Here is an 18,338-nt window from a genome sequence, read left to right on the forward strand (position 1 = left end):
TCCCTCTCCTTCCGCCTTGAGCTTGTCTCCGGCGTCTGTTCCCGGCGTCTACTCCCAACGGAACCAGCGGACCGCGATGACCGAGCATATGACCGCGTAGCCCGCCAAGGTCAACAATGGCTGGGCGGATGGGAAATGGCCCTCGAAAGCAGCCTCCTGGAACGCCTGCATCCCCGCTCCGAGTGGGGTGTAGTGGCTGATGCTCTGCATCAGCGGGGGCATTTGCGCGATCGGCACCCAAAGCCCGGCGAAGAACATCATCGGAAAGAACGCCACCGTGCCGATCGCCGTGGCCGGGCCACGTCCGGGCGCCAGCGCGGTGATCAGCAGGCCGATCGAGAGCAGCGCGGCGGCCGCGAGCAGCCAGCCGACGACGAAGCCGGCGAGATTCTCCGGCAGGCGGACGCCGAAGCCGAGCCTGGCCACGGCGAGGAACAGGGTCACCGCGACGAGCGCGATGGCGAGGTTGGCCACGAGCTGGGCGGCGAGCACGCGGGCCGGGCCGATCGGCGTGGTCCGCATGCGCCGCAGCACGCCGTTCTCACGGTATCCCGCGAGTATCGTCGGCAGGGCGGTCAGTGCCAGGATCGCCAGGTTGAACAGGATGATGACCGGCACGTAGAGGTCGAAGTACGTCAGGTCGCCGCCGACCTCCACGGCCTCCCCCAGGGCGGGGACGTTTCCGAGGATGATCAACAGGACCAGCGGGAAGCCGACCCCCCAGAGGGGACCGGTCTTCTCGCGGACGCAGAGCTTGACCTCGGCTTTGGTGAGCCTCCACGTCGCGGAACCGCGCTTGGCGGTGAGGGGTGCGGTGGTGTTCAGGACTGACATGAGTATGACTGCCTCTCTGTGGCCGGGCTGCTCTGTGGCTGGGCTGAGTCGGTTCGGATCACTCGGATCACGAGGCGTCGTCGGGGCGTTTCCCGGTCAGCTCGACGAACGCGTCCTCCAGGCTCGCCTGCTCGACGCGCAGCCGTTCGGCCACGATCTGGTTGCGGGCCAGTACGGCGGTGACGGCGTTGAGCGCGTTGCTGTTGCCGTTGACGATGACCAGCTCGCCCCGGCGGGTGACGCCGGAGACGTCGGGCAGACTCGTCAGCAGCTCGTCGTCGATCTGCCTGGACGGGCGGAACTGGATCCGCTGCTCGATGCGGGCCCGCTCGGTCAGGCCGGCCGGGGTGTCCACCATGACGACGCGGCCCGCGTCGATCAGCGCCAGCCGGTCACACAGCCGCTCGGCCTCCTCCATGAAGTGGGTGACCAACACGATCGTCACCCCGCGAGAGCGCACGCCCTCGATCAGGTCCCAGGTGTCGCGCCGGGCCTGCGGGTCGAGGCCGGTGGTGAGCTCGTCGAGTATCGCCACCTGAGGGCTGCCGACGAGTGCCAGCGCGATGGAGAGCCGCTGCTTCTGGCCACCGGACAGCTTGGCGTACCTGGTCTTCGCCTTGCTCGCCAGGCCGAGGCCGTCCATCAGCTCGCGCCAGTCGGCCGGATCGGGATAGAAGGAGCTGTAGAGCTCCAGGGCCTCGGCGACCTCCAGCCGCTCCTGGATCTGCCCCGCCTGCAACTGCACGCCGAGCCGCCGGGTCAACTCGGCGTGGTCCCTGCGGGGGTCGAGCCCGAGCACCTTGATCTCGCCCCGGTCCGGCACGCGGAGGCCCCCGATGCACTCCACGGTCGTCGTCTTGCCGGCGCCGTTCGGGCCGAGGATCCCGAAGATCTCGCCCTCCTGAACGGTGAGCGAGACATCGTCGACCGCGACGTTGTTCCCATAGCGCTTGTGGAGATTACGTACCTCGATCACTGGCGGCATGCGCGCGTCCTTTCGGGCTCAGACCCTGGCGGCTGGCTACGTTCAGCCTTCTACGACCGGCACTCCGCGAACACCGACCAGTGGACTGGACCTGGCTGCCGAGCGGTGGGGGCGTCGGCCCAACCAGGCGGGTGGTCGCCATCCACCGATCGGTGGATCGCGACCCGGACGCGGGGAGCGTGGAAAGCGGCGGGACCGGTCGCTCCGTGAACGCGGCCGCACCAGAAAACGCAGACGAACGCGGCGACAGCTGCACATCGACGTCCGTGTCGAGGACCTGGAGCAGGCCGAGCAGAAAGCGCTGGCCCTCGGGGCCCGCAGGCTACGCGGCGGCGGCGAACGGTTCCGCGTCTACGAAGACCTCGTCGGCCACCCTTTCTGTCTCGTGTCCTGGTGACCCACCGGGACGGCATCGCCGGCGGATCGGATCCGGTGAGAACCGACAGCCCTCGCCGCTTCTCGGTGTGTCCGCCCTGGCCTGTTCTCCGTCGGGGGCCGTGAAGCGTCGCGATGATCAAGGTATATCTTGATATCAAGGTAATTTACCTTGATATCAAGATATATGCGAGGAGTTCCGATGCTGCACCACGTCCAACTGGCCTGTCCGCCCGGAAGCGAGCCCGCCTTGCGGGACTTCTACGAGGGTGTGCTCGGTCTGGCCGAGGTTCCCAAGCCCCCGGTCCTCGCCGCGCGGGGTGGGTGCTGGTTTCGCGGCCACGGCATCGAGTTGCATCTCGGCGTCGAAGCCGACTTTCGTCCGGCGCGCAAGGCTCACCCCGGCCTGCTGGTCCGCGACATCGACGAGTGGGCCCGGCGTCTGACCGAGGCGGGCTACCCGGCCTCCTTCGACGACGATTTCCCGGGAATGCGCCGCTTCTACAGCGAAGACCCCCACGGCAACCGCCTGGAGTTCCTCGAACCGCTCTCCTGACAGCGGGTGGTCGCCGAACCGGTTCGGCGGCGCCTTCGCGTAACTGCATCTGGCTGACGCCCTGCGGCGGGCGAGCAGGGCGAGGCCGTCGTGACCGCGTGGTCGGAGGTGGAGAGCAGTGTCGTCACCGGCCTCACCCCGGCCGACGTCGACGAGCCCACCCGACTGCTGCCCGGAGAGGTGGGGCTGCCTTCTGAACCGCGCCGCCGTACTCCTGGGCTGCGGCGGGAGGAGGTGACCCAGCTCGCGGGCATGTCGGCCGACTATCTGATGCGGCTGGAGCAGGCGCGCAGCCCGCAGCCGTCGACGCAGCTGCTGGCGGCGCGGGCGCTGTTCGGCTGCCACTGCACGATCGAGGAGCCCGACCGCAACATTCCCTGGCGCTGGTTCACCGACGCGTTCGTACGTGAGGCCTACCCGGAGGAGGAACACGCCGAGTACTCCCGCCTGCACGTGGCCGACCTACGCGCGGCCGTGGTCCGCCGCGGCGACGACCCGGCCGCCGCGGCGCTGGTGGAGCGGCTGCGCGCGGCCAGCGAGGAGTTCACGCGGCTGTGGGAGCTGCACGAGGTGGCGGTACGGCGGGCCAGCCGGATGCGCCTGCGGCACCCCGCGATCGGGCCGATGGAGTTCGACTACGAGGCGCTGCTGGCCCCGGCCGAGGACCAACGGCTGCTGATCTACACGCCGCCGCCGGGCTCGAAGACGTTCGAGGCGCTGGAGCTGCTGCGGGTGGTCGGCCCGGAGACCGCGCACCGCAGCCACCGATAGGCGCTGGGGCCACCTGATCCTCTGCCTGCCGGACACGGCCCTAGAGGAGCGAGGTGCCCGAGGTGCGGCGCAGGGCCTGGGGGGTCAGATCGGCGAGGGTGGGATAGCCGTCCACGGCCATGATCAGGTCGGCTTCGGCGAGGAGGGCGCGCAGGACGTGGACGATGCCGTCGACGCCGCCCAGGGCGAGGCCGTAGGCGTAGGGGCGGCCGACGCCGACGGCGGTGGCGCCGAGGGCGAGGGCTTTGATCACGTCGGCTCCGGATCGGACGCCGGAGTCGAACAGGACGGGCAGGCCGTCCGCGGCGTCGACCACGTCGGGGAGGAGGTCGAGGGCGGCCAGCCCGCCGTTGGCCTGCCGTCCGCCGTGGTTGGAGCAGTAGATGCCGTCGACGCCGGCGTCCTTGGCCCGGCGGGCGTCGTCGGGGTGGCAGATGCCCTTCAGGACCAGGGGCAGGTCGGTGAGCGAGCGCAGCCAGGGCAGGTCGTCCCAGGTGAGAGGGTTGCCGAAGACTCCGGCCCAGTGCATGACGGCGGCCCGCGGATCCTCTTCCGGGGTGCGGGCGAGCTGGGCGCGGAAGACCGGATCCGAGGTGTAGTTGGCCAGGCAGTGCCCGCGTAGCTGAGGGAAGTTGCCGGTGCTCAGGTCACGGGGACGCCAGCCGGTGACCCAGGTGTCGAGGGTGACGACGATGCCTTTGAAGCCGGCGGCCTCGGCGCGATGGACCAGGTTTTCGGCCAGCTTCCGATCCGTGGGGGTGTAGAGCTGGAAGAAGCCGGGGGTCTCGCCGAACTCCTGGGCCACGGCCTCCATCGGATCGACGGAGAGCGTCGAGGCGATCATCGGAACCCCGGTGCGAGCCGCCGCCCGGGCCGTGGCCAGGTCTCCGTGCCCGTCCTGCGCGCACAGGCCGATCACTCCCACCGGGGACATGAACAGCGGGGACGGTAGCTTCAGGCCGAACAACTCCACCGACAGCTCGCGCCGTGCCGCCCCCACGAGCATCCGGGGGATCAGGCCCCAGTGCTGGAAGGCGGCGACATTGGCGCGCTGGGTGTATTCGTCACCGGCGCCCCCCGCGACGTACGACCAGATCGAGGGCGGCAGCATGGCCTCGGCCCTGGCTTCGAGCTCGGCGAAGGTCATCGGCAGCCCCGGCACGACGCCGCGGAGGCCGTCGAAGTAGATCTCGTGCTGGTAGTCGCCGAACTGTGGGCTCATGCCAAGTGCCTTCCACTGGGATCGGAGTGCCGCCGTGGGCCGGGGAGGACGCGGCGAACCCCTTATCCATGGGGTACCCGTTCCCGGACGAGCTCGGCCGGTACGGGCGCGTCGAGATATTCCAGCAGAGCGGCGAGCTTATGGTCCAGTGTGATGCCGACCTCGGTGATGTCGGGGTTGCCGAAACTGGCGAACCGGGTGCTGGGCTGGTCCACGGCGAAACGGGTCGTGCCTCCGGCGTCTTCGTAGATCGCCGTGCGCAGCGGCGCGTAGAGCAGGACGGCGGGATCGTGGTGGTACATCCCCTGGGCGATCGCGTGGTTCCCCATCAGGTACTCGACGCAGACCCACCGCTCGCCGGCCAGCCGCATCAGCGGGGTGAAGTCGTGGCTCCAGTAGATGATGAAGCCGTGCGGCGCGTTCTGGGCCGTGGCCCGGAGAACGGTGTCCCAGTCGGCCTCGTCCCTGATGAGCCGCTCGAAGCGTTCGGTGTCGAACACGGGAACGGCGCGCTCGTAACGCTCCCGGAACTCCTGGAACGGGGCGGAGACGCCGACGGTCAGGCGGTTCACCTCGTGCGGGACGGTGTGGACTCCGGTGTCCGTCCGCTGGATCATGATTCCTCCAATGAGAATTCGGTGTCCGCTCGCACCTCGCCGGCCGCGAGTGTGGATTCACGGAATGCCCTGACTCGATGGTGGATTCGGTGAGCCGTCCTCACCGGCGGGAAGCGCCGGAGGGCCACTTGGCTTGCGATTCAATAGTCAGGCATGTGGTAAACCGTATGTAGCAGACTTGTGCACCGCAAGCCAGTAATGGGAGAAAAGGGGTAAAACTGTGGCATCTGACCGCAGGGCACACGCGGGTGCCCCCTGCCCGATCGGCCGGGCCATCGATGTCCTGGGGGAGAGATGGACGCTGCTGATCCTGCGCAACGCCACGCTGGGCATGACCCGCTTCGAGGATTTCCGGTCTGACCTGGGCATCGCCGACAACATCCTGTCGCTCCGGCTGACCCGCCTCGTCGACCTCGGCCTGTTCACCCGCGTGCCCTACCGCGACGGCGGTCGCACCCGCAACGAGTACCGCCTCACCGCCGCGGGCGCCGACATGCTCCCGGTACTGCACGCGCTCGCCGACTGGGGCCACGAGCACACCAGGCCCGACGAGCCCGCGGAGCGGATGCGGATCGTCCACCGGACCTGCGAGCACGCCACGACCCCGGGCGGGCACTGCGACCACTGCGGGCAGCCCGTACGCCGCGAGGAGGAAGCCTGGATCCGGCCCTGGCGATCACCTGAACCGACCCCCCTCGCGGCCCCCGTCGTCTGAGGATCCGGTGAAGCGGAGAGGTCGTTGAAGCCGTGGGGCCGGTGAAACGAGCCCGTCCCGCGGAACCTCCCGACCACACCGAACTGCCGCCCACACTGAGCGCGCCGCCTACGCCGAAGCGCCGCGCATATTGGGGGCGCCGTCTACGCCAGGAGATCGTCGAAGGCGACCGAGAGGTGGCGTGGGCCGCGCAGGACCGGGTTCCGCCGGTACGGAGGCGGGTCGTTCACGAGCTGGGGATTGTCGAGCCGGCGGGCCAGTTCGGTCAGGGCGAGCTGGGCCTCCAGCCGCGCGAGAGGTGCGCCGAAGCAGTAGTGGATGCCGCTGCCGAAGCCGAGGTGCTGGTTGTCCCGGCGTTCGGGCTCGAACCGCTCGGCGTCCGGGAAACGTTTGGGGTCCCGGTTGCCGGAGGCCAGGACGAGCCAGATGGGCGCGCCCTTGGGGATGACGGTGCCCGCGATGTCGATGTCGTCGAGGGCGGTGCGCTGCGGCAGGAGCTGCACCGGCGGCTCGTAGCGCAGGAGTTCCTCCACGAGCGGGACGGCCAGGCCTGGATCGTCGCGCAGCCTCTTGAGGACGTCGGGGTGGCGCAGCAGCGTGAGCATCCCGTTGGAGATGAGGTTGACGGTGGTCTCGTGACCGGCGATGAGGAGCAGGACGCCGGTGGCGATCAGCTCCACCGGCGTCATCTGCCCGTCGGGGCCGTGGTCGGTGGCCAGCGCGGAGAACATGTCGTCACCGGGCACGTGACGGTGCTCCTCGATGAGCTCGGCGAGATACCGGCCCATCTCGGACCTGGCCTGCTGGGAGGCACGCTGCCGTTCGGCGGGCCCCTCGGCCGGGTTGGGATCGAGGGCGGCGACGATCGCCTCGGCCCAGACGTGGAAACGCGCCTCGTCCTGGCGGGGAACCCCGAGGAGCTTGCAGATCACCGCCACGGGAAAGGGGTAGGCGAAGTCGTCGACGATGTCGACCTGGTTCCTGCCCTGGAAGCCGTCGATCAGGTCGGAGACCATCCGGGTGAGCTCGCCGCGCATGTTGAAGACCCGCCGGGGGCATTTCGGCGGCCCGAACGGGCGCGTCGCCAGGCGGCGCAGCCGGTCGTGCTCGGGCGGATCGAGCCTGATGAAGCTGACCGGCAGGCTCGGGTCCTCCTCCAGGGGAAGGGCGTCGCCCGGCTGCGGAACCCGGTTGCGCAGGTCCGAACTGAGCCGCGGGTCGTGCAGCAGGGAGAGGATCTCCCAGTAGGTGCTGACGGTGTAGACGCCGTCGTCCTGCCGCGCCACCGGCGTCCTGCGAAGCTCGGTGTAGAGCGGATAGGGGTCGGCGCGGTTGGCGTAGTCGGTGATCTGCCGCAGCAGCGTGCCCGAAGTCATGGAAGTCCTTCGATGTCCGGTCGGGAAACTCGTTGTCACATACGGGCCGGGGTGAACGTGACCTTCCGGTCGCTGGGCGAGTAACCGCTCAGGGTGACGGTGGGCCCGTGGGAGGGCAGGGAGGGGTCAGGGAACTCGGAAGGGACCGCCCGCAGTCCTTCGGGACGCCGGTCCACGTTGGCGAATTCGAGCGGGAACGGCGCGGCCGTTTCGATCAGTCTGCGGTAGAAGTCCAGCCATCTGGCCTGGTCGAAGGCGACGGCGGCGATGACGCGGCCCTGGAAGCCGTAGGCGACGGTGAAGCGGTGCTCGGCGAGCGAACCCTGGGTGATCATGAGTTTGTCTCCCATGGTCGGTACGCCGGTGGACTTGATGTTGACGCCGAACTGAGCGGACCAGAAGGCCGGAACCCACAGGTACGGAAGGCGGTCGGGCCCGGAACTGATCATGTTGTGGGCCGCGACCTCGGCCTGTGTGACCGCGTTGCCCCAGTGCTCCAGCGAGAGGAACTGGTATCCGAAGAGCGGGTGGGGCGAGCGGGCGACGTCCCCGGCGACGAAGATGTCGTCGGTGACGATGCCGTGGATGTCGAAGGCCCGGCACCCGGCGTCGCAGGCGACTCCCCTCGGACCCGCGGCCACCCCTGAGCCCGCGAGCCACTCGGTGTTGCGCATCGCACCGAGTGCGATCACCGCCACGTCCACGTCCAGTACGGTGCCGTCGGACAGATGGGCGCAGGTGAGCCGTCCGGCGGAGTCGCCTTCGAGCGCGGTGACCGTGATGCCACAGCGCAGGTCGACGCCGTGCTCACGCTGTAGTTCCGCCGCGACCGCGCCGATGACGCCGCCGAGCGCCCCCACCAGAGGGGCCGGGCCGCGCTCGGCCACCGTGACCTCCAGTCCCCGCTCGCGGCAGGCGGAGGCGATCTCGGAGCCGGTGAACCCGGCGCCGACGATGAGCACCCGCCGGGGTCTGGCGGTCAGCCTCCGGTTCAGCCGGGCGGCGTCGTCGCTGGTGCGCAGGACGAAGACCCCGTCCAGGTCGGCCTCGGCCTCCTTCACCCACGGCCGGGCGCGGGTGCCGGTCGCGATCAGCAGGCGGTCGAACGGGACCTCCTCGCCGTCGGCCAGGCGCACCTGCCTGCCGGTCAGGTCCAGCCCCGTGGCGGCGACCCCGAGCCGCCACTGCGCGTCGAGCGCGCGTCGCCGGGGAAGGGGGGTGGCGTCCGCCGGCATGTGGCCCAGCAGGACCTGCTTGGACAGCGGCGGCCGGTCGTAGGGTTCCTGCGGCTCATCGCCGATCATGGTCAGTGATCCCGTGAAACCCTCCTCGCGCAGCGTCTCCGCGGCTCGCAGACCTGCCAGGGACGCGCCGACGATGACGATACGGCCATGCTGTCTGAACGCCCGGGAGAGCTCGTCAACGGACATGGGCCTCCGCCTCCCTCTGGGCGGCGGGTTCGTCGGCCTGGTCGTCCCGCTGGTCGACCAGGATGGCCTGGACAGGGCAGGCCGCCGCGGCTCTCATGACATGCTCGCGCTGCGCGTCACCCGCGTGAGGGGTGTACATCAGTGCTTCTTCACCGTGCATGGTGAACACATCCGGCGCCAGGAACGCGCACTGCGCGTATCCCTCGCACCGATTGAGGTCAACGACGATCCTCATGAGGACCTGTGTCCCTTCACCGGGGTTGGCCATCGAGATGATGCCTACCGTAAGCCGCTGAACAGGGAAAACGTCATCCGGAATCGCCGTGTTGCGCCTTTTGGGCCACCCTTTGCCGGACTACCCCCGAAAGGAGGGTGATGGACCGTTGGGGGGTGCGCGTACGCGGGGACCCGGGAGGGCGACGGACCGTTGAAGGCGTGCGTACGCGGGGACCTGGGAGGGCGACGGACCGTTGAAGGCGCGCGTACACGGGGACCGGAGGGGGCGACGGACCGCCGGCCGGGAGTGACGCCGCGACAAGGCCCCGGCGCTCCGACGGTCGTCAGGTCAGGGAACGGGCGAGTTCGGCGGCGGCGTCGGCCACCCGGGGGCCGACGGTGCCGGGGTCGAGAGGGGTGAAGGTGATCACGCCCACGGAGGCTTCGAGCCAGGGCAGGCCGGGAACGGGGGCGGCTATGCCGCGGGCGCCCTCCTGGAGCTGCCCCTCGGTGATCAGGTAGCCGGTGCGGCCCTCGCGCAGGGCGAGGATGGCGAGACCGGCGGCGCCCCGGGCGAGAGGGTGGCGGGAGCCCTCGCGGTAGGCGACGTGCATGTTCGTCCAGGAGGGTTCGACCACCGCCACCGCCAGGCCGTCGTCCCCCTCGGCCACGGTGAGGTGCGCGGTCGCGCCGACCTCCTCGGCGAGCCTGCGCAGGGTGGGCAGGGCGCCGTCACGGAGCAGCGGCTGTACGGCGCGCGCCAGGACGAGGACCCCGAAGCCGAGGTGGACGCGGCCCTTGCCGTCCCGGCGGACGAAGCCCTCGCTCTGGAGGGTGGTGAGCAGGCGGTAGACCGCCGGGCGGCTCAGCTCCAGCTCGGCCGCGAGCTCGGTGGGAGTGCGGCCGCGGCGGCCGTCCGCGAGCAGGCGGAGCAGGCGCAGGCCGCGTTCGAGGGTCTGCGACGATTCGGCCGCCATCAGAGCGCCTGCTGTGCTGAGAGCATGTCCTTGATTATCGCGGGTGCTTGCGGTCGTGAGCCGGTGTGGCACACGATGAGGGTCCGATCTTGGTAAGGGGGCTCGATGAGGTCCGTCATCATCGTCGGAGCGGGCATCTGGGGCACGTCGCTGGCACTGAGGCTGGCGGAGTCGGGGTGGCGGGTCACGCTGGTCGAGCAGTACCAGCCGGGACACCTGCGGCAGGCGAGCGCGGGGGAGACCCGGCTGTTGCGGGCCTCGCACGGCACCGACGAATGGTATCCCCGGATGGCGCGGCGGGCCCGTGAGCTGTGGCGGGAGCTCGGCGATCGGGTCGGCGAGGAGCTGTACACCGAGACGGGAATGCTCTGGTTCGCCCGGCGGGCGCAGGGGTGGGAGCGTTCGAGCGCCTCGGTTCTGGAGCGGCTCGGCATCCCGCACGAGATCTGGGATCCGGCCAGGGCGGGGACCGTCTTCCCGGACTTCCGCGGCGACGACCTGGAGTTCGTGCTCTGGGAGCCCGAGGCCGGAGTGGTCAGGGCCCGGCGGGCCACGCAGGTGACGGCCAGGCTCGCTCTCGCGGCGGGGGTCGGCCTGGTCAGGGGCCGGGCGGAGCCGTACGGCGACGCGGTGCGGGTCGGCGGGGAGGTGCTGCGCGCGGATCAGGTGGTCTGGGCGTGCGGGGCCTGGCTGCCCCGGTTGTTCCCCGGACTCGTGGACCTCCAGGTCACCAAGCAGGACACGCTGCACTTCGCGGTGGCGAACGGGTGGGACACCCCGGCGTGGATCGACGACGAGGCGTCGGTCTACGGGCACGGGGACGTCGACGGGCTCGGGATGAAGGTGACGTCGGACGCCGAGGGCGAGCCGTACGACCCGGAGGCCGGGGACCGCAGGATCTCCGCGGCGAGCGAGACGGTCTCGCGGGACTACCTCCGGCGCAGGTTCCCGAGCCTGGCGAAGGCGCCCGTGCTGTTCAGCCAGGTCTGCCAGTACACCCTCACCCCCGACAACGAATGGATCATCGCCAGGGCGGAGGACGGCGTCTGGCTGCTCGGCGGTGATTCGGGGCACGGGTTCAAGCACGCTCCGGCCCTGGCCGAGTACGTCGGGGAGGTCCTGGAAGGCGGTCGCGAGCCCGAGCCCCGCTTCGGTCTTCACGAGCGAATTCCCGCCCGGGGGCTGCGTACGGGCAGCCGAATCAACAAAGTGAATGAAGCCTGACGATTTCCTGACCGGGGTTGTTGGGATGATCGCGACGTCGCTAGAGTGCAAACAAATCGTTTTGATGGTTTTGACCGGCTTTACCGGGGAGTTCTGTACATGCGATTTACTCTGCGTCGGGCTCTCGCCGTCGGCGCCACACTCGCAGTCGTCGGTGTGATGACGCCGGGGGCCGCCTACTCGCAGGATGACCCTCGTAGCTGTAACGACCTGATGAGTGCCGACGCCCCCGCCTTCGTGATGTGCCACTGGCTCGCGACGCCCGAAGAGGCCCGTGACATCGCGATGTTCTGGGGAGCCAACGACTCGGCCAATCTCAAGGAGGCCACCCCGCAGGAGGGGAAGTTCATCGACTGCTCGTCTCCGGGAGACGTCTGCCCCGTTCTGGAGGGCCCCGAGATCAGCGGCGACGAGAACTCCCCCATCCCCGACGGCGCCGAGGAAGGCGGGGTGCCCGAGTGTGAGGCGGGCCAGCAGTGTTCGGTCGACGGGTACGAGGCGGGTGGCGACGGGACGGTGAGCAGGTCGGAGCTGGGCAACTCCACCCTCCCCGTCGGCGCCACCTCCAAGAACGTGACCATGGGCACGCAGGACACGGCCGCCGCCGCTGCCGCTGCCGCCGCCCAGACCCCCACCGGCCAGGCGATCACCGCCGCGAAGGCCGGCGGGTTCAGGGTCTGGCTCGACACCGAGCTGGCCGATGACTGGAAGGCGGGCACCGCGGCCTTCACCGCGACCGTCAAGCGCATCGGCGCGCTGGCCGCGCGACCGGAGGTGGCGGGAATCCGCTTCACCTCCCAGCTCGGCTACAACAAGAGCTTCAAGACGGCGGAGGAGATCAACGCCTTCGTCACCGCCGCGTCCGCGGCTCTGCGCCAGGTGGCGCCCGGCAAGCGGCTGGGCGTGCACACGGTGGTGCCCGAGTTCGCCTGTGGCGCGAACGACGCCTGCAAGACGGAGATGCGCAAGCAGTATCCGCTGCTCGTGCCCGAGCAGCTGGAGGCGTCCCTGACCGCGGGCGGCATCGACCAGATCTCCCTGGACACCGGCCTGCTGTACGGCGGCTACACCCCCTGGAAGATCGACGCCGAGCAGGCGCAGCGCAACCAGTGGATCCAGGTCCGCGCCAGTTCGTGGGACGTCCTGGCCCAGATCGCCGCGGAGGAGACCGGTCTCGTCGGCGAGGTCACCGCCGAGCAGGTCGCCTCCCGGGTGTCCACGCCCGTCATGGACGGTGCCGCTCAGCAGGTGAACCTGTGGACCCGGGTCCAGAACGCCCAGGGCACGGTGAACCGGCTGACCGCCTGGGACGAGTTGAAGAAGCTCACCCCGATCCAGCGCCGCATGGCCGCCGTCTACGACCCGAATGCCCCCGAGACGAACGTGGCCGCCGACCTCAAGAAGCTTTCCGAGGTCTTCGGCCAGATCTACCTGACCACCGCCTGATCTCTTCCGCCGAAGGCCCGGGGCGCGGATCGTCGCCCCGGGCCTTCGACGTGTTCCAGGACGCTTCCCCACCGCCTGACGCCTTCTCTCGCCTGCTGCCACCTCACCGTCCGACGCGGCTGCGACCGTCAGGCCCGCCCGCCGGCCGGGCCGTCGAAGTCATGCTCGGTGATGCCAATAGGGGCATATAGGCGAGCCCAAATATCAACGCAGGCAATCCCGTCTCCCGTGACCCTTATCGGCTCGTCGTAACCGACGAGGACCGGCTAAAAGTGTGCCAATGTTGGCCCGCGCTGATCGATGGATTGATTGCGAAAATCCAGCTCGCCACCAAACGCTCGCCATCGGGGGATTCAGGCCCGGTGCGGCTTTGCCACCATTCGATCCGGATCGTTGCCTTTATCGGTAATGGTTTTCCATCGACGCGCGGTTTTCCTTCTCCCGTTCCGGGTTTGCCTCCGCTCCGGAGTCCGGCGGTATCCGGATTTACTCTGGGAGGGTTTCGGTGTTCGTCATGGACGTCTCTCGCAGTCGGCCGTGCCGAAAGTGATCGAGCTGGATGGATGAAGGAAGAGGGCGTTATCAGGTGCGCGCGAGTTCAGGGAAGATACTTGTTGTCGGGGCCGGCGTAAGCGGATTGACGACTGCGCTGTGTCTGGCCAGAGAAGGATTCCGCGTCACCGTGCTCGCGGAGAAATTCGCGCCCGATATCGTCTCGGTCGTCGCGGGCGCGCTGTGGGAGTGGCCGCCGGCGGTGTGCGGTTACCACCATGACCAGATCTCGCTCGCCCGCTCCAAGGAGTGGTGCGTCACCTCGTACGGGATTTTCGAGGAACTGGCCCGGGCCAACGTCCCCGGAGTGGCCATGCGGAGATCCAACTTCTATTTCAAGCATCCCGTCGAGGAGAACCCGCAGGATCTGAACAAGATGCAGGAGCTCGCGGGGAAGGTGCGCGGCTTCGTCCGCGACCGGTCGCTCGCCGAGCGCAACGGCATCGATCCCGACTACGGCGTGGTCGACGCGTACTCCCACCTGGCACCCATGATCGACACCGATCAGTACATGATGTGGCTGATGCGGGAGGTCGAGGCCCACGGGGTGCAGGTCAAGCGGTATCGCATCGAGGGGCTGCTGGCCGACCGGAGAGCGGAGCTCCTCGACCGCTTCGACGCCGAGGCGATCGTCTGCTGCGCGGGTCTGGGCACCGCCCAGCTTCGCGGCATCGACATGTATCCGCTGCGCGGCGCGCTCGTGCGGGTCCGCAACGACGGAATTCGCGGATGCCGGATCGGCGAGGCCCACTGCGTCTCCCACAACGAGGGAAGCAACGAGCAGGACATCGTCTTCATCGTGCCGCGCAGCGAGAGAATCCTTGTTCTCGGAGGGCTGGCGGAAAAAGACGAGTGGGGAACGGATATCAATCTGGATAACCACGGACCCGTTCGGGAAATGTATGAACGCTGCCTGGCCTTCATGCCCGCACTTCGAAATGCCGAACTGGATCCCGACGAGCCGGTCCGGGTCGGGCTGCGGCCGTTCAGGCGGGAAAACGTCTGCCTTGAATGGGATGAGACAGAGCAGATCATTTACAATTTCGCGCACGGCGGAGCTGGATTCAGCTTCTCCTGGGGCTGCGCCCAGGAGGCCGTCGGTCTGGTGCGTTCAGCCGTAGAGGACCGCACGTACTCGTATTCCTTCTGACTGGTTTCGCCTGAGAGCGGATGGGCGTGAAACATGCGAAGAACTGTCAAGTGTTTTCTGGTCGCGAACACGATCCTCACCGTGACCGCGTGCATGCCGATCGCCGGCCTGCACGTCGGGATCACCTCACCCGAACATCCCGGGCCGCCCAGGCCCCAGGCCGACGCCCCGCTGTCCCCGGCCGAGCAGCTCGCGACGGCGCGGTTTCCTCTCCTTCGCGTCGGAGACAGCGGAACCCGGGTCCAGGACGTCCAGAGACGTCTCAACCGGCTGGGATTCAACGCGGGGACCACCAGCTCCGAGTACCGTCCCGCTCTGCGCGCGGCCGTATGGGCCTTCCAGAAGGCGAACGGCCTGCCTCCCGTCAACGAGGTCGACATGCCGACCTGGCAGGCGCTCTCCCGCCCGGCGCGGCTCAAGCCGCTGGTGCGCGCGGGGGAGTCCACGAGGGTGGAGATCGATCTACGGCGCCAGCTCCTCACGGCCTGGAAGGACGGCAAGTCCGCGCTCGTCACCCACATCTCGACCGGTAACGGCGAGCACTACTGCGAGAAGGGCCGCTGCGGGGTCGCCGTCACACCCGTCGGCGACTTCCGGGCCTGGTTCCGGACGCCCGGATGGACCAAGGGGCCCCTGGGCGAGCAGTTCTACACCGTCTACTTCAATGGGGAGGTCGGCTTCCACGGTTCCGAACGGGTCCCCCTGCGTCCCGCGTCCCACGGATGCATCCGCGTCCCGCTCCACAACGCCAGGCCCCTCTTCGACATGATCCAGGTCGGGACCCCGGTCTACGTCCGCGGTTCCAGCCCGGCTGAGAATCCCCAGAGAGACGCGGGGCAGACGAAGGCCCAGCGGAGCTGACCCGAGTCCGGTCCGCTCACGACGGCACCGGGCGGCGGGCCGTACGGGGCGGCGGGCCGTCACCGCGAGTGGACGCCGGCACCGGCGGCAGGTGTCGGGATCGCGCCGGCGGGGAATGGATGTGGTCCACGCTCGGCCCGCGACTGGCTCATCGCGGCCGGTAGGGGGGATTCACGGGTCGAGCGTGGGCGAAGCGCCGAAAGCGTCGTGGGTCTACTTGAGGTAGTTGCCGAACTCTTCCAGGGACATGAGGCCGTTGCCGTCCTGGTCGATCTTGGCGATGGCTGCGGCGGCGGCCTCGGGGGTGACCGGCTGGCCGAGCACCTCCATGAGCTGCACCAGTTCGGCGGCCGAGATGAAGCCGTCGCCGTCGACATCGACAATATTGAAAGTCATCGCGTAGTCGTCCGCCATGAGGGAATCCGCCTTCCAGGAGCAGGGCAATCAGACGCGAAGCACATTAGCGGGATATCGCCGCGTTGATGACGTCCTTGTCTTACTACCTGAAATCACCGAATCGCTTGAGGTTCCCCGCCCCTTCTCACAAGAGACGGGGGGCCTCGGAGCCTGTCGGCGGCAGGCCCACGGAGAGCGGAAGAACCGCTCTCCGTGGGCTGCGTGAGCCGCGAACCGCGCGGGCCGCGAACCGTGCGAGCCGCGAATCCTATGGGCCGCGAACCGTGCGGGCCGTGAACCGTGCGGGCTGTGAACCGTGCGGGCTGTGAACCGTGCGGGCCGTACGCCCGGGGTGCGGTCAGAGCACGGCGCCCGACCCCTCGCGGGTGGAGACGGCCGTCCCCCTGCCCTTGGGCTGCGGCGGTGGTGCCGAGCTGCGCTTCTCGAACCCGATCGCCAGCGGTACCGCGACCAGCGCGGAGGACAGCGTGCCGGCGATGATGCCGATCAGCAGCGCCACCGCGAAGTTCGTCAGCGAGTCGCCGCCGAGCACGGCCAGCGCGGCCAGGATGAACAGCGCCCCCAGACCCGTGTTCACCGTACGGGGTACGGTCTGCAGGATCGCGGTGTTCGATATCTCCGCGAACGAGTCCTTGCGCTGCGCTCCCCACAGCTCGCGGACGCGGTCGAAGACCACGACCTTGTCATTGACCGAGTAGCCGATCACGGTGAGCATCGCCGCCAGGAAGATCCCGTCCACCGGCTTGTCCAGCCACGCGAACGCGCCGACCACGATCGCCGCGTCGGCGACCAGGGCCAGCACCGCCGCGAGCCCGAACGTCCACCGGAACCGGAAGACGAGGTAGGCGAGCTGCGCGGCGAGCGCGACGCACAGCGCGATGAGCGCGTTGCGGCGCAGCTCGTCCCCGAGGCTCGGGCCGATGAGCTCGTCGCGCTCCTTGGTGATCTGACCGCCCTTGCTCTCCAGCGCGGCCTCGATCGCCTTCGCCTCGGCGGTGCTGATCTTGCTGGTTCGCACGGAGATGTCGTCTCCCGACGACTGCACCACCGCGTTCGGGAAACCCGCGCCGCTGACCAGCTCGCGAGCGGTGTCGGCGCTCATCGGGGTGCTGGTGGAATACTCCACGAGCCTGCCTCCGGTGAACTCCACGCCGTAGTTGAGCCCCCGGAGCATCACCCCGCCCACCGAGACGGCCACCAGCACGCAGGTGATCACGAGATAGAGCGTACGGTGGCGCATCAGGTTGGGCTTGCGCGTGTTCAGCCAGGTCCGGACGCGCCCGATGTCGGCCAGGCCGGTCAGCTTCGGCCGGTCCAGCACGCCCCTGCGGCCCACCGACCACTGGGCCAGGACCCGGGTGATGACCATCGCGGTGATCAGTGAGGCGATCACGCCGATGCTCAGGGTGACGCCGAAACCGCGCACCGGTCCGGAGGCCAGGAAGAACAACAGCCCCGCGGCGAGCAGCGTGGTGATGTTGGAGTCGGCCACCGCGCTCCAGGCGTTGCGGAAGCCCTTCTCCAGCGCGGTCTTGAAGTTCGGCTCAAGGGCGTACTCCTCCCGGGCGCGCTCGAAGACCAGCACGTTGGCGTCGACCGCCATGCCGATCGCCAGCACGAAGCCCGCCAGACCGGGCAGGGTGAGCGTGGCGCCGAGTGCCACCAGCGCCGCGTAGGAGATGAGCGCGTAGCAGGTCAGGGCGATCGCGGCGAGGAAGCCCATCAGCCGATAGATCATGATGATGAACAGGGCGGTGAGCAGCACGCCGATGACCGCCGCCTGGGCGCTGGCCGCGATCGCGGCGGCGCCGAGCGTCGGGCCGACGGTCCGCTGCTCGATGATCTCGACGGGCACCGGCAGTGACCCGCCCTTGACCAGCGTGGCCAGGTCCTTGGCCTCTTCCGCGGTGAAGTCGCCGGTGATCTGGGTCGAGCCGCTGGGCAGGCCCACCTTGCAGGCCACGTCCGCGTTCATCTGCGGCGAGACGATGACCTTGTCGTCGAGGACGATGGCGACCCTGCGCTTCGGGTCACCCAGCGGGTTGCAGGCGGCCGCGCCGGTCATCTTCGCCCACGCCTCACGCCCCTGGTCACGGAAGTCGACGGCGACGTACCACCCGCCGCCCAGCTGGGCGTCGTTTCCGGCTCCGGCGTCGCCGACCCCGTCGCCGGTGAGCTGGGCCGGTCCGACGAGCAGCTTGGCGCCGTACTCGTCGGTCATGACCTTCTCCCCCTTCCGCACATGGGTCATGGCGTCGGGCACGGCGAGGACGTGGTGGAAGGTGAGCTGGGCGGTCTTGCCGATGACCGCGGCGGCCTTGGCCGGATCCTGCACGCCGGGCAGTTCGACGATGATGCGCCGCTCGCCGGAGCGAGCCAGCGGCGCGTCCGCCACGCCCAGGGAGTCGGCCCGGCGGCGGAGCACCTCAAGGGTGCGGTCGGTGGCCTCGGCGTCGGCCTTGACGGTCGGGGAGTCTCTCGTCTCCAGCACGATCTGGGTGCCGCCGCGCAGGTCGAGACCCAGGCGCGGGGACATGGTCAGGGCGATGAACAATGAGGTCGCGATGACGGCTAACGCAGCCATCGCGCGCACCACGGGGGCACGCGTCATAGA

At 69.1% G+C, this 18,338-nt stretch carries 18 protein-coding genes; 8 read left to right on the forward strand and 10 right to left on the reverse strand.

All coding sequences use genetic code 11. From position 1 onward, the window contains the following. Positions 1-48: 48 nt before the first annotated feature. Positions 49-834, reverse strand: coding sequence for an ABC transporter permease (locus tag J2853_RS38105; protein WP_307565934.1), 786 nt, complete (start codon positions 832-834; stop codon positions 49-51). Between the two features lie 67 nt (positions 835-901). Next, the gene (locus J2853_RS38110) at positions 902-1,819 is read right to left on the reverse strand and encodes an ABC transporter ATP-binding protein (RefSeq protein ID WP_307565936.1); all 918 of its coding nucleotides are present in this window, start codon (positions 1,817-1,819) and stop codon (positions 902-904) included. On the opposite strand from J2853_RS38110, the gene J2853_RS38115 reads away from it, so the two are divergent. The 3 genes from J2853_RS38115 to J2853_RS38125 all read left to right on the forward strand — a co-directional run bounded on the left by J2853_RS38115 (position 1,818) and on the right by J2853_RS38125 (position 3,521). Then, positions 1,818-2,216, forward strand: a complete 399-nt coding sequence (locus J2853_RS38115) for a VOC family protein (protein WP_307565938.1) — start codon at positions 1,818-1,820, stop codon at positions 2,214-2,216. The genes J2853_RS38110 and J2853_RS38115 overlap by 2 nt on opposite strands. Before the next feature lie 180 nt (positions 2,217-2,396). Further along, positions 2,397-2,750 carry a VOC family protein gene (locus J2853_RS38120; protein ID WP_307565940.1) on the forward strand — a complete coding sequence of 118 codons (354 nt, stop codon included), beginning with the start codon at positions 2,397-2,399 and terminating at the stop codon, positions 2,748-2,750. Positions 2,751-2,840: 90 nt separating this feature from the next. Then, positions 2,841-3,521 carry an MmyB family transcriptional regulator gene (locus J2853_RS38125; protein ID WP_307565941.1) on the forward strand — a complete coding sequence of 227 codons (681 nt, stop codon included), beginning with the start codon at positions 2,841-2,843 and terminating at the stop codon, positions 3,519-3,521. 40 nt (positions 3,522-3,561) lie between these two features. Here J2853_RS38125 and J2853_RS38130 read toward each other — a convergent pair whose 3' ends face one another. Both J2853_RS38130 and J2853_RS38135 read right to left on the reverse strand, forming a co-directional pair. Further along, on the reverse strand, positions 3,562-4,743 hold the full coding sequence (locus J2853_RS38130; protein WP_307565943.1) for an alpha-hydroxy-acid oxidizing protein: 1,182 nt from the start codon (positions 4,741-4,743) through the stop codon (positions 3,562-3,564). A 62-nt stretch (positions 4,744-4,805) separates the two neighbouring features. Then, a complete protein-coding gene (locus J2853_RS38135) occupies positions 4,806-5,360 on the reverse strand; it encodes a DUF302 domain-containing protein (RefSeq protein WP_307565945.1) in 555 nt (184 codons plus the stop codon). A gap of 220 nt (positions 5,361-5,580) precedes the next feature. Here J2853_RS38135 and J2853_RS38140 point away from each other — a divergent pair, with 220 nt between their 5' ends. After that, entirely contained in the window at positions 5,581-6,075 is a 495-nt protein-coding gene (locus tag J2853_RS38140; protein ID WP_307565947.1) for a winged helix-turn-helix transcriptional regulator, read from the forward strand. Positions 6,076-6,218: 143 nt separating this feature from the next. On the opposite strand, the gene J2853_RS38145 is transcribed toward J2853_RS38140, so the two are convergent. The 4 genes from J2853_RS38145 to J2853_RS38160 form a co-directional block, all read right to left on the reverse strand. Continuing rightward, positions 6,219-7,451: a cytochrome P450 gene (locus J2853_RS38145; RefSeq protein WP_307565949.1), complete on the reverse strand. Its 1,233-nt coding sequence runs from the start codon at positions 7,449-7,451 to the stop codon at positions 6,219-6,221. A gap of 35 nt (positions 7,452-7,486) precedes the next feature. Continuing rightward, positions 7,487-8,881, reverse strand: a complete 1,395-nt coding sequence (locus J2853_RS38150) for an NAD(P)/FAD-dependent oxidoreductase (RefSeq protein WP_307565951.1) — start codon at positions 8,879-8,881, stop codon at positions 7,487-7,489. Next, the gene (locus J2853_RS38155; protein ID WP_307565952.1) at positions 8,871-9,116 is read right to left on the reverse strand and encodes a ferredoxin; all 246 of its coding nucleotides are present in this window, start codon (positions 9,114-9,116) and stop codon (positions 8,871-8,873) included. Before J2853_RS38155 ends, J2853_RS38150 begins: the two co-directional genes overlap by 11 nt. Before the next feature lie 325 nt (positions 9,117-9,441). Next, on the reverse strand, positions 9,442-10,074 hold the full coding sequence (locus tag J2853_RS38160; protein WP_307565954.1) for an IclR family transcriptional regulator: 633 nt from the start codon (positions 10,072-10,074) through the stop codon (positions 9,442-9,444). A gap of 105 nt (positions 10,075-10,179) precedes the next feature. Here J2853_RS38160 and J2853_RS38165 point away from each other — a divergent pair, with 105 nt between their 5' ends. From J2853_RS38165 to J2853_RS38180, 4 genes are all read left to right on the forward strand, one after another. Next, complete coding sequence (locus J2853_RS38165) at positions 10,180-11,298, forward strand: NAD(P)/FAD-dependent oxidoreductase (RefSeq protein ID WP_307565956.1); 1,119 nt, start codon at positions 10,180-10,182, stop codon at positions 11,296-11,298. Positions 11,299-11,397: 99 nt separating this feature from the next. Beyond that, complete coding sequence (locus J2853_RS38170) at positions 11,398-12,744, forward strand: hypothetical protein (RefSeq protein WP_307565958.1); 1,347 nt, start codon at positions 11,398-11,400, stop codon at positions 12,742-12,744. A 559-nt stretch (positions 12,745-13,303) separates the two neighbouring features. Beyond that, positions 13,304-14,446 (forward strand): FAD-dependent oxidoreductase, encoded by a 1,143-nt coding sequence (locus tag J2853_RS38175; protein ID WP_307565960.1) that lies wholly within the window; start codon positions 13,304-13,306, stop codon positions 14,444-14,446. Positions 14,447-14,479: 33 nt separating this feature from the next. Beyond that, a complete protein-coding gene (locus J2853_RS38180) occupies positions 14,480-15,307 on the forward strand; it encodes a L,D-transpeptidase family protein (protein ID WP_307565962.1) in 828 nt (275 codons plus the stop codon). A 213-nt stretch (positions 15,308-15,520) separates the two neighbouring features. On the opposite strand, the gene J2853_RS38185 is transcribed toward J2853_RS38180, so the two are convergent. Together J2853_RS38185 and secD are read right to left on the reverse strand one after the other, a co-directional pair. After that, positions 15,521-15,721 carry an EF-hand domain-containing protein gene (locus J2853_RS38185; protein ID WP_307565964.1) on the reverse strand — a complete coding sequence of 67 codons (201 nt, stop codon included), beginning with the start codon at positions 15,719-15,721 and terminating at the stop codon, positions 15,521-15,523. A gap of 340 nt (positions 15,722-16,061) precedes the next feature. Then, a complete protein-coding gene (gene secD / locus J2853_RS38190) occupies positions 16,062-18,335 on the reverse strand; it encodes a protein translocase subunit SecD (RefSeq protein WP_307565966.1) in 2,274 nt (757 codons plus the stop codon). Positions 18,336-18,338 lie beyond the last annotated feature (3 nt).

It is taken from the genome of Streptosporangium lutulentum, assembly GCF_030811455.1.
GTDB lineage: Bacteria > Actinomycetota > Actinomycetes > Streptosporangiales > Streptosporangiaceae > Streptosporangium > Streptosporangium lutulentum.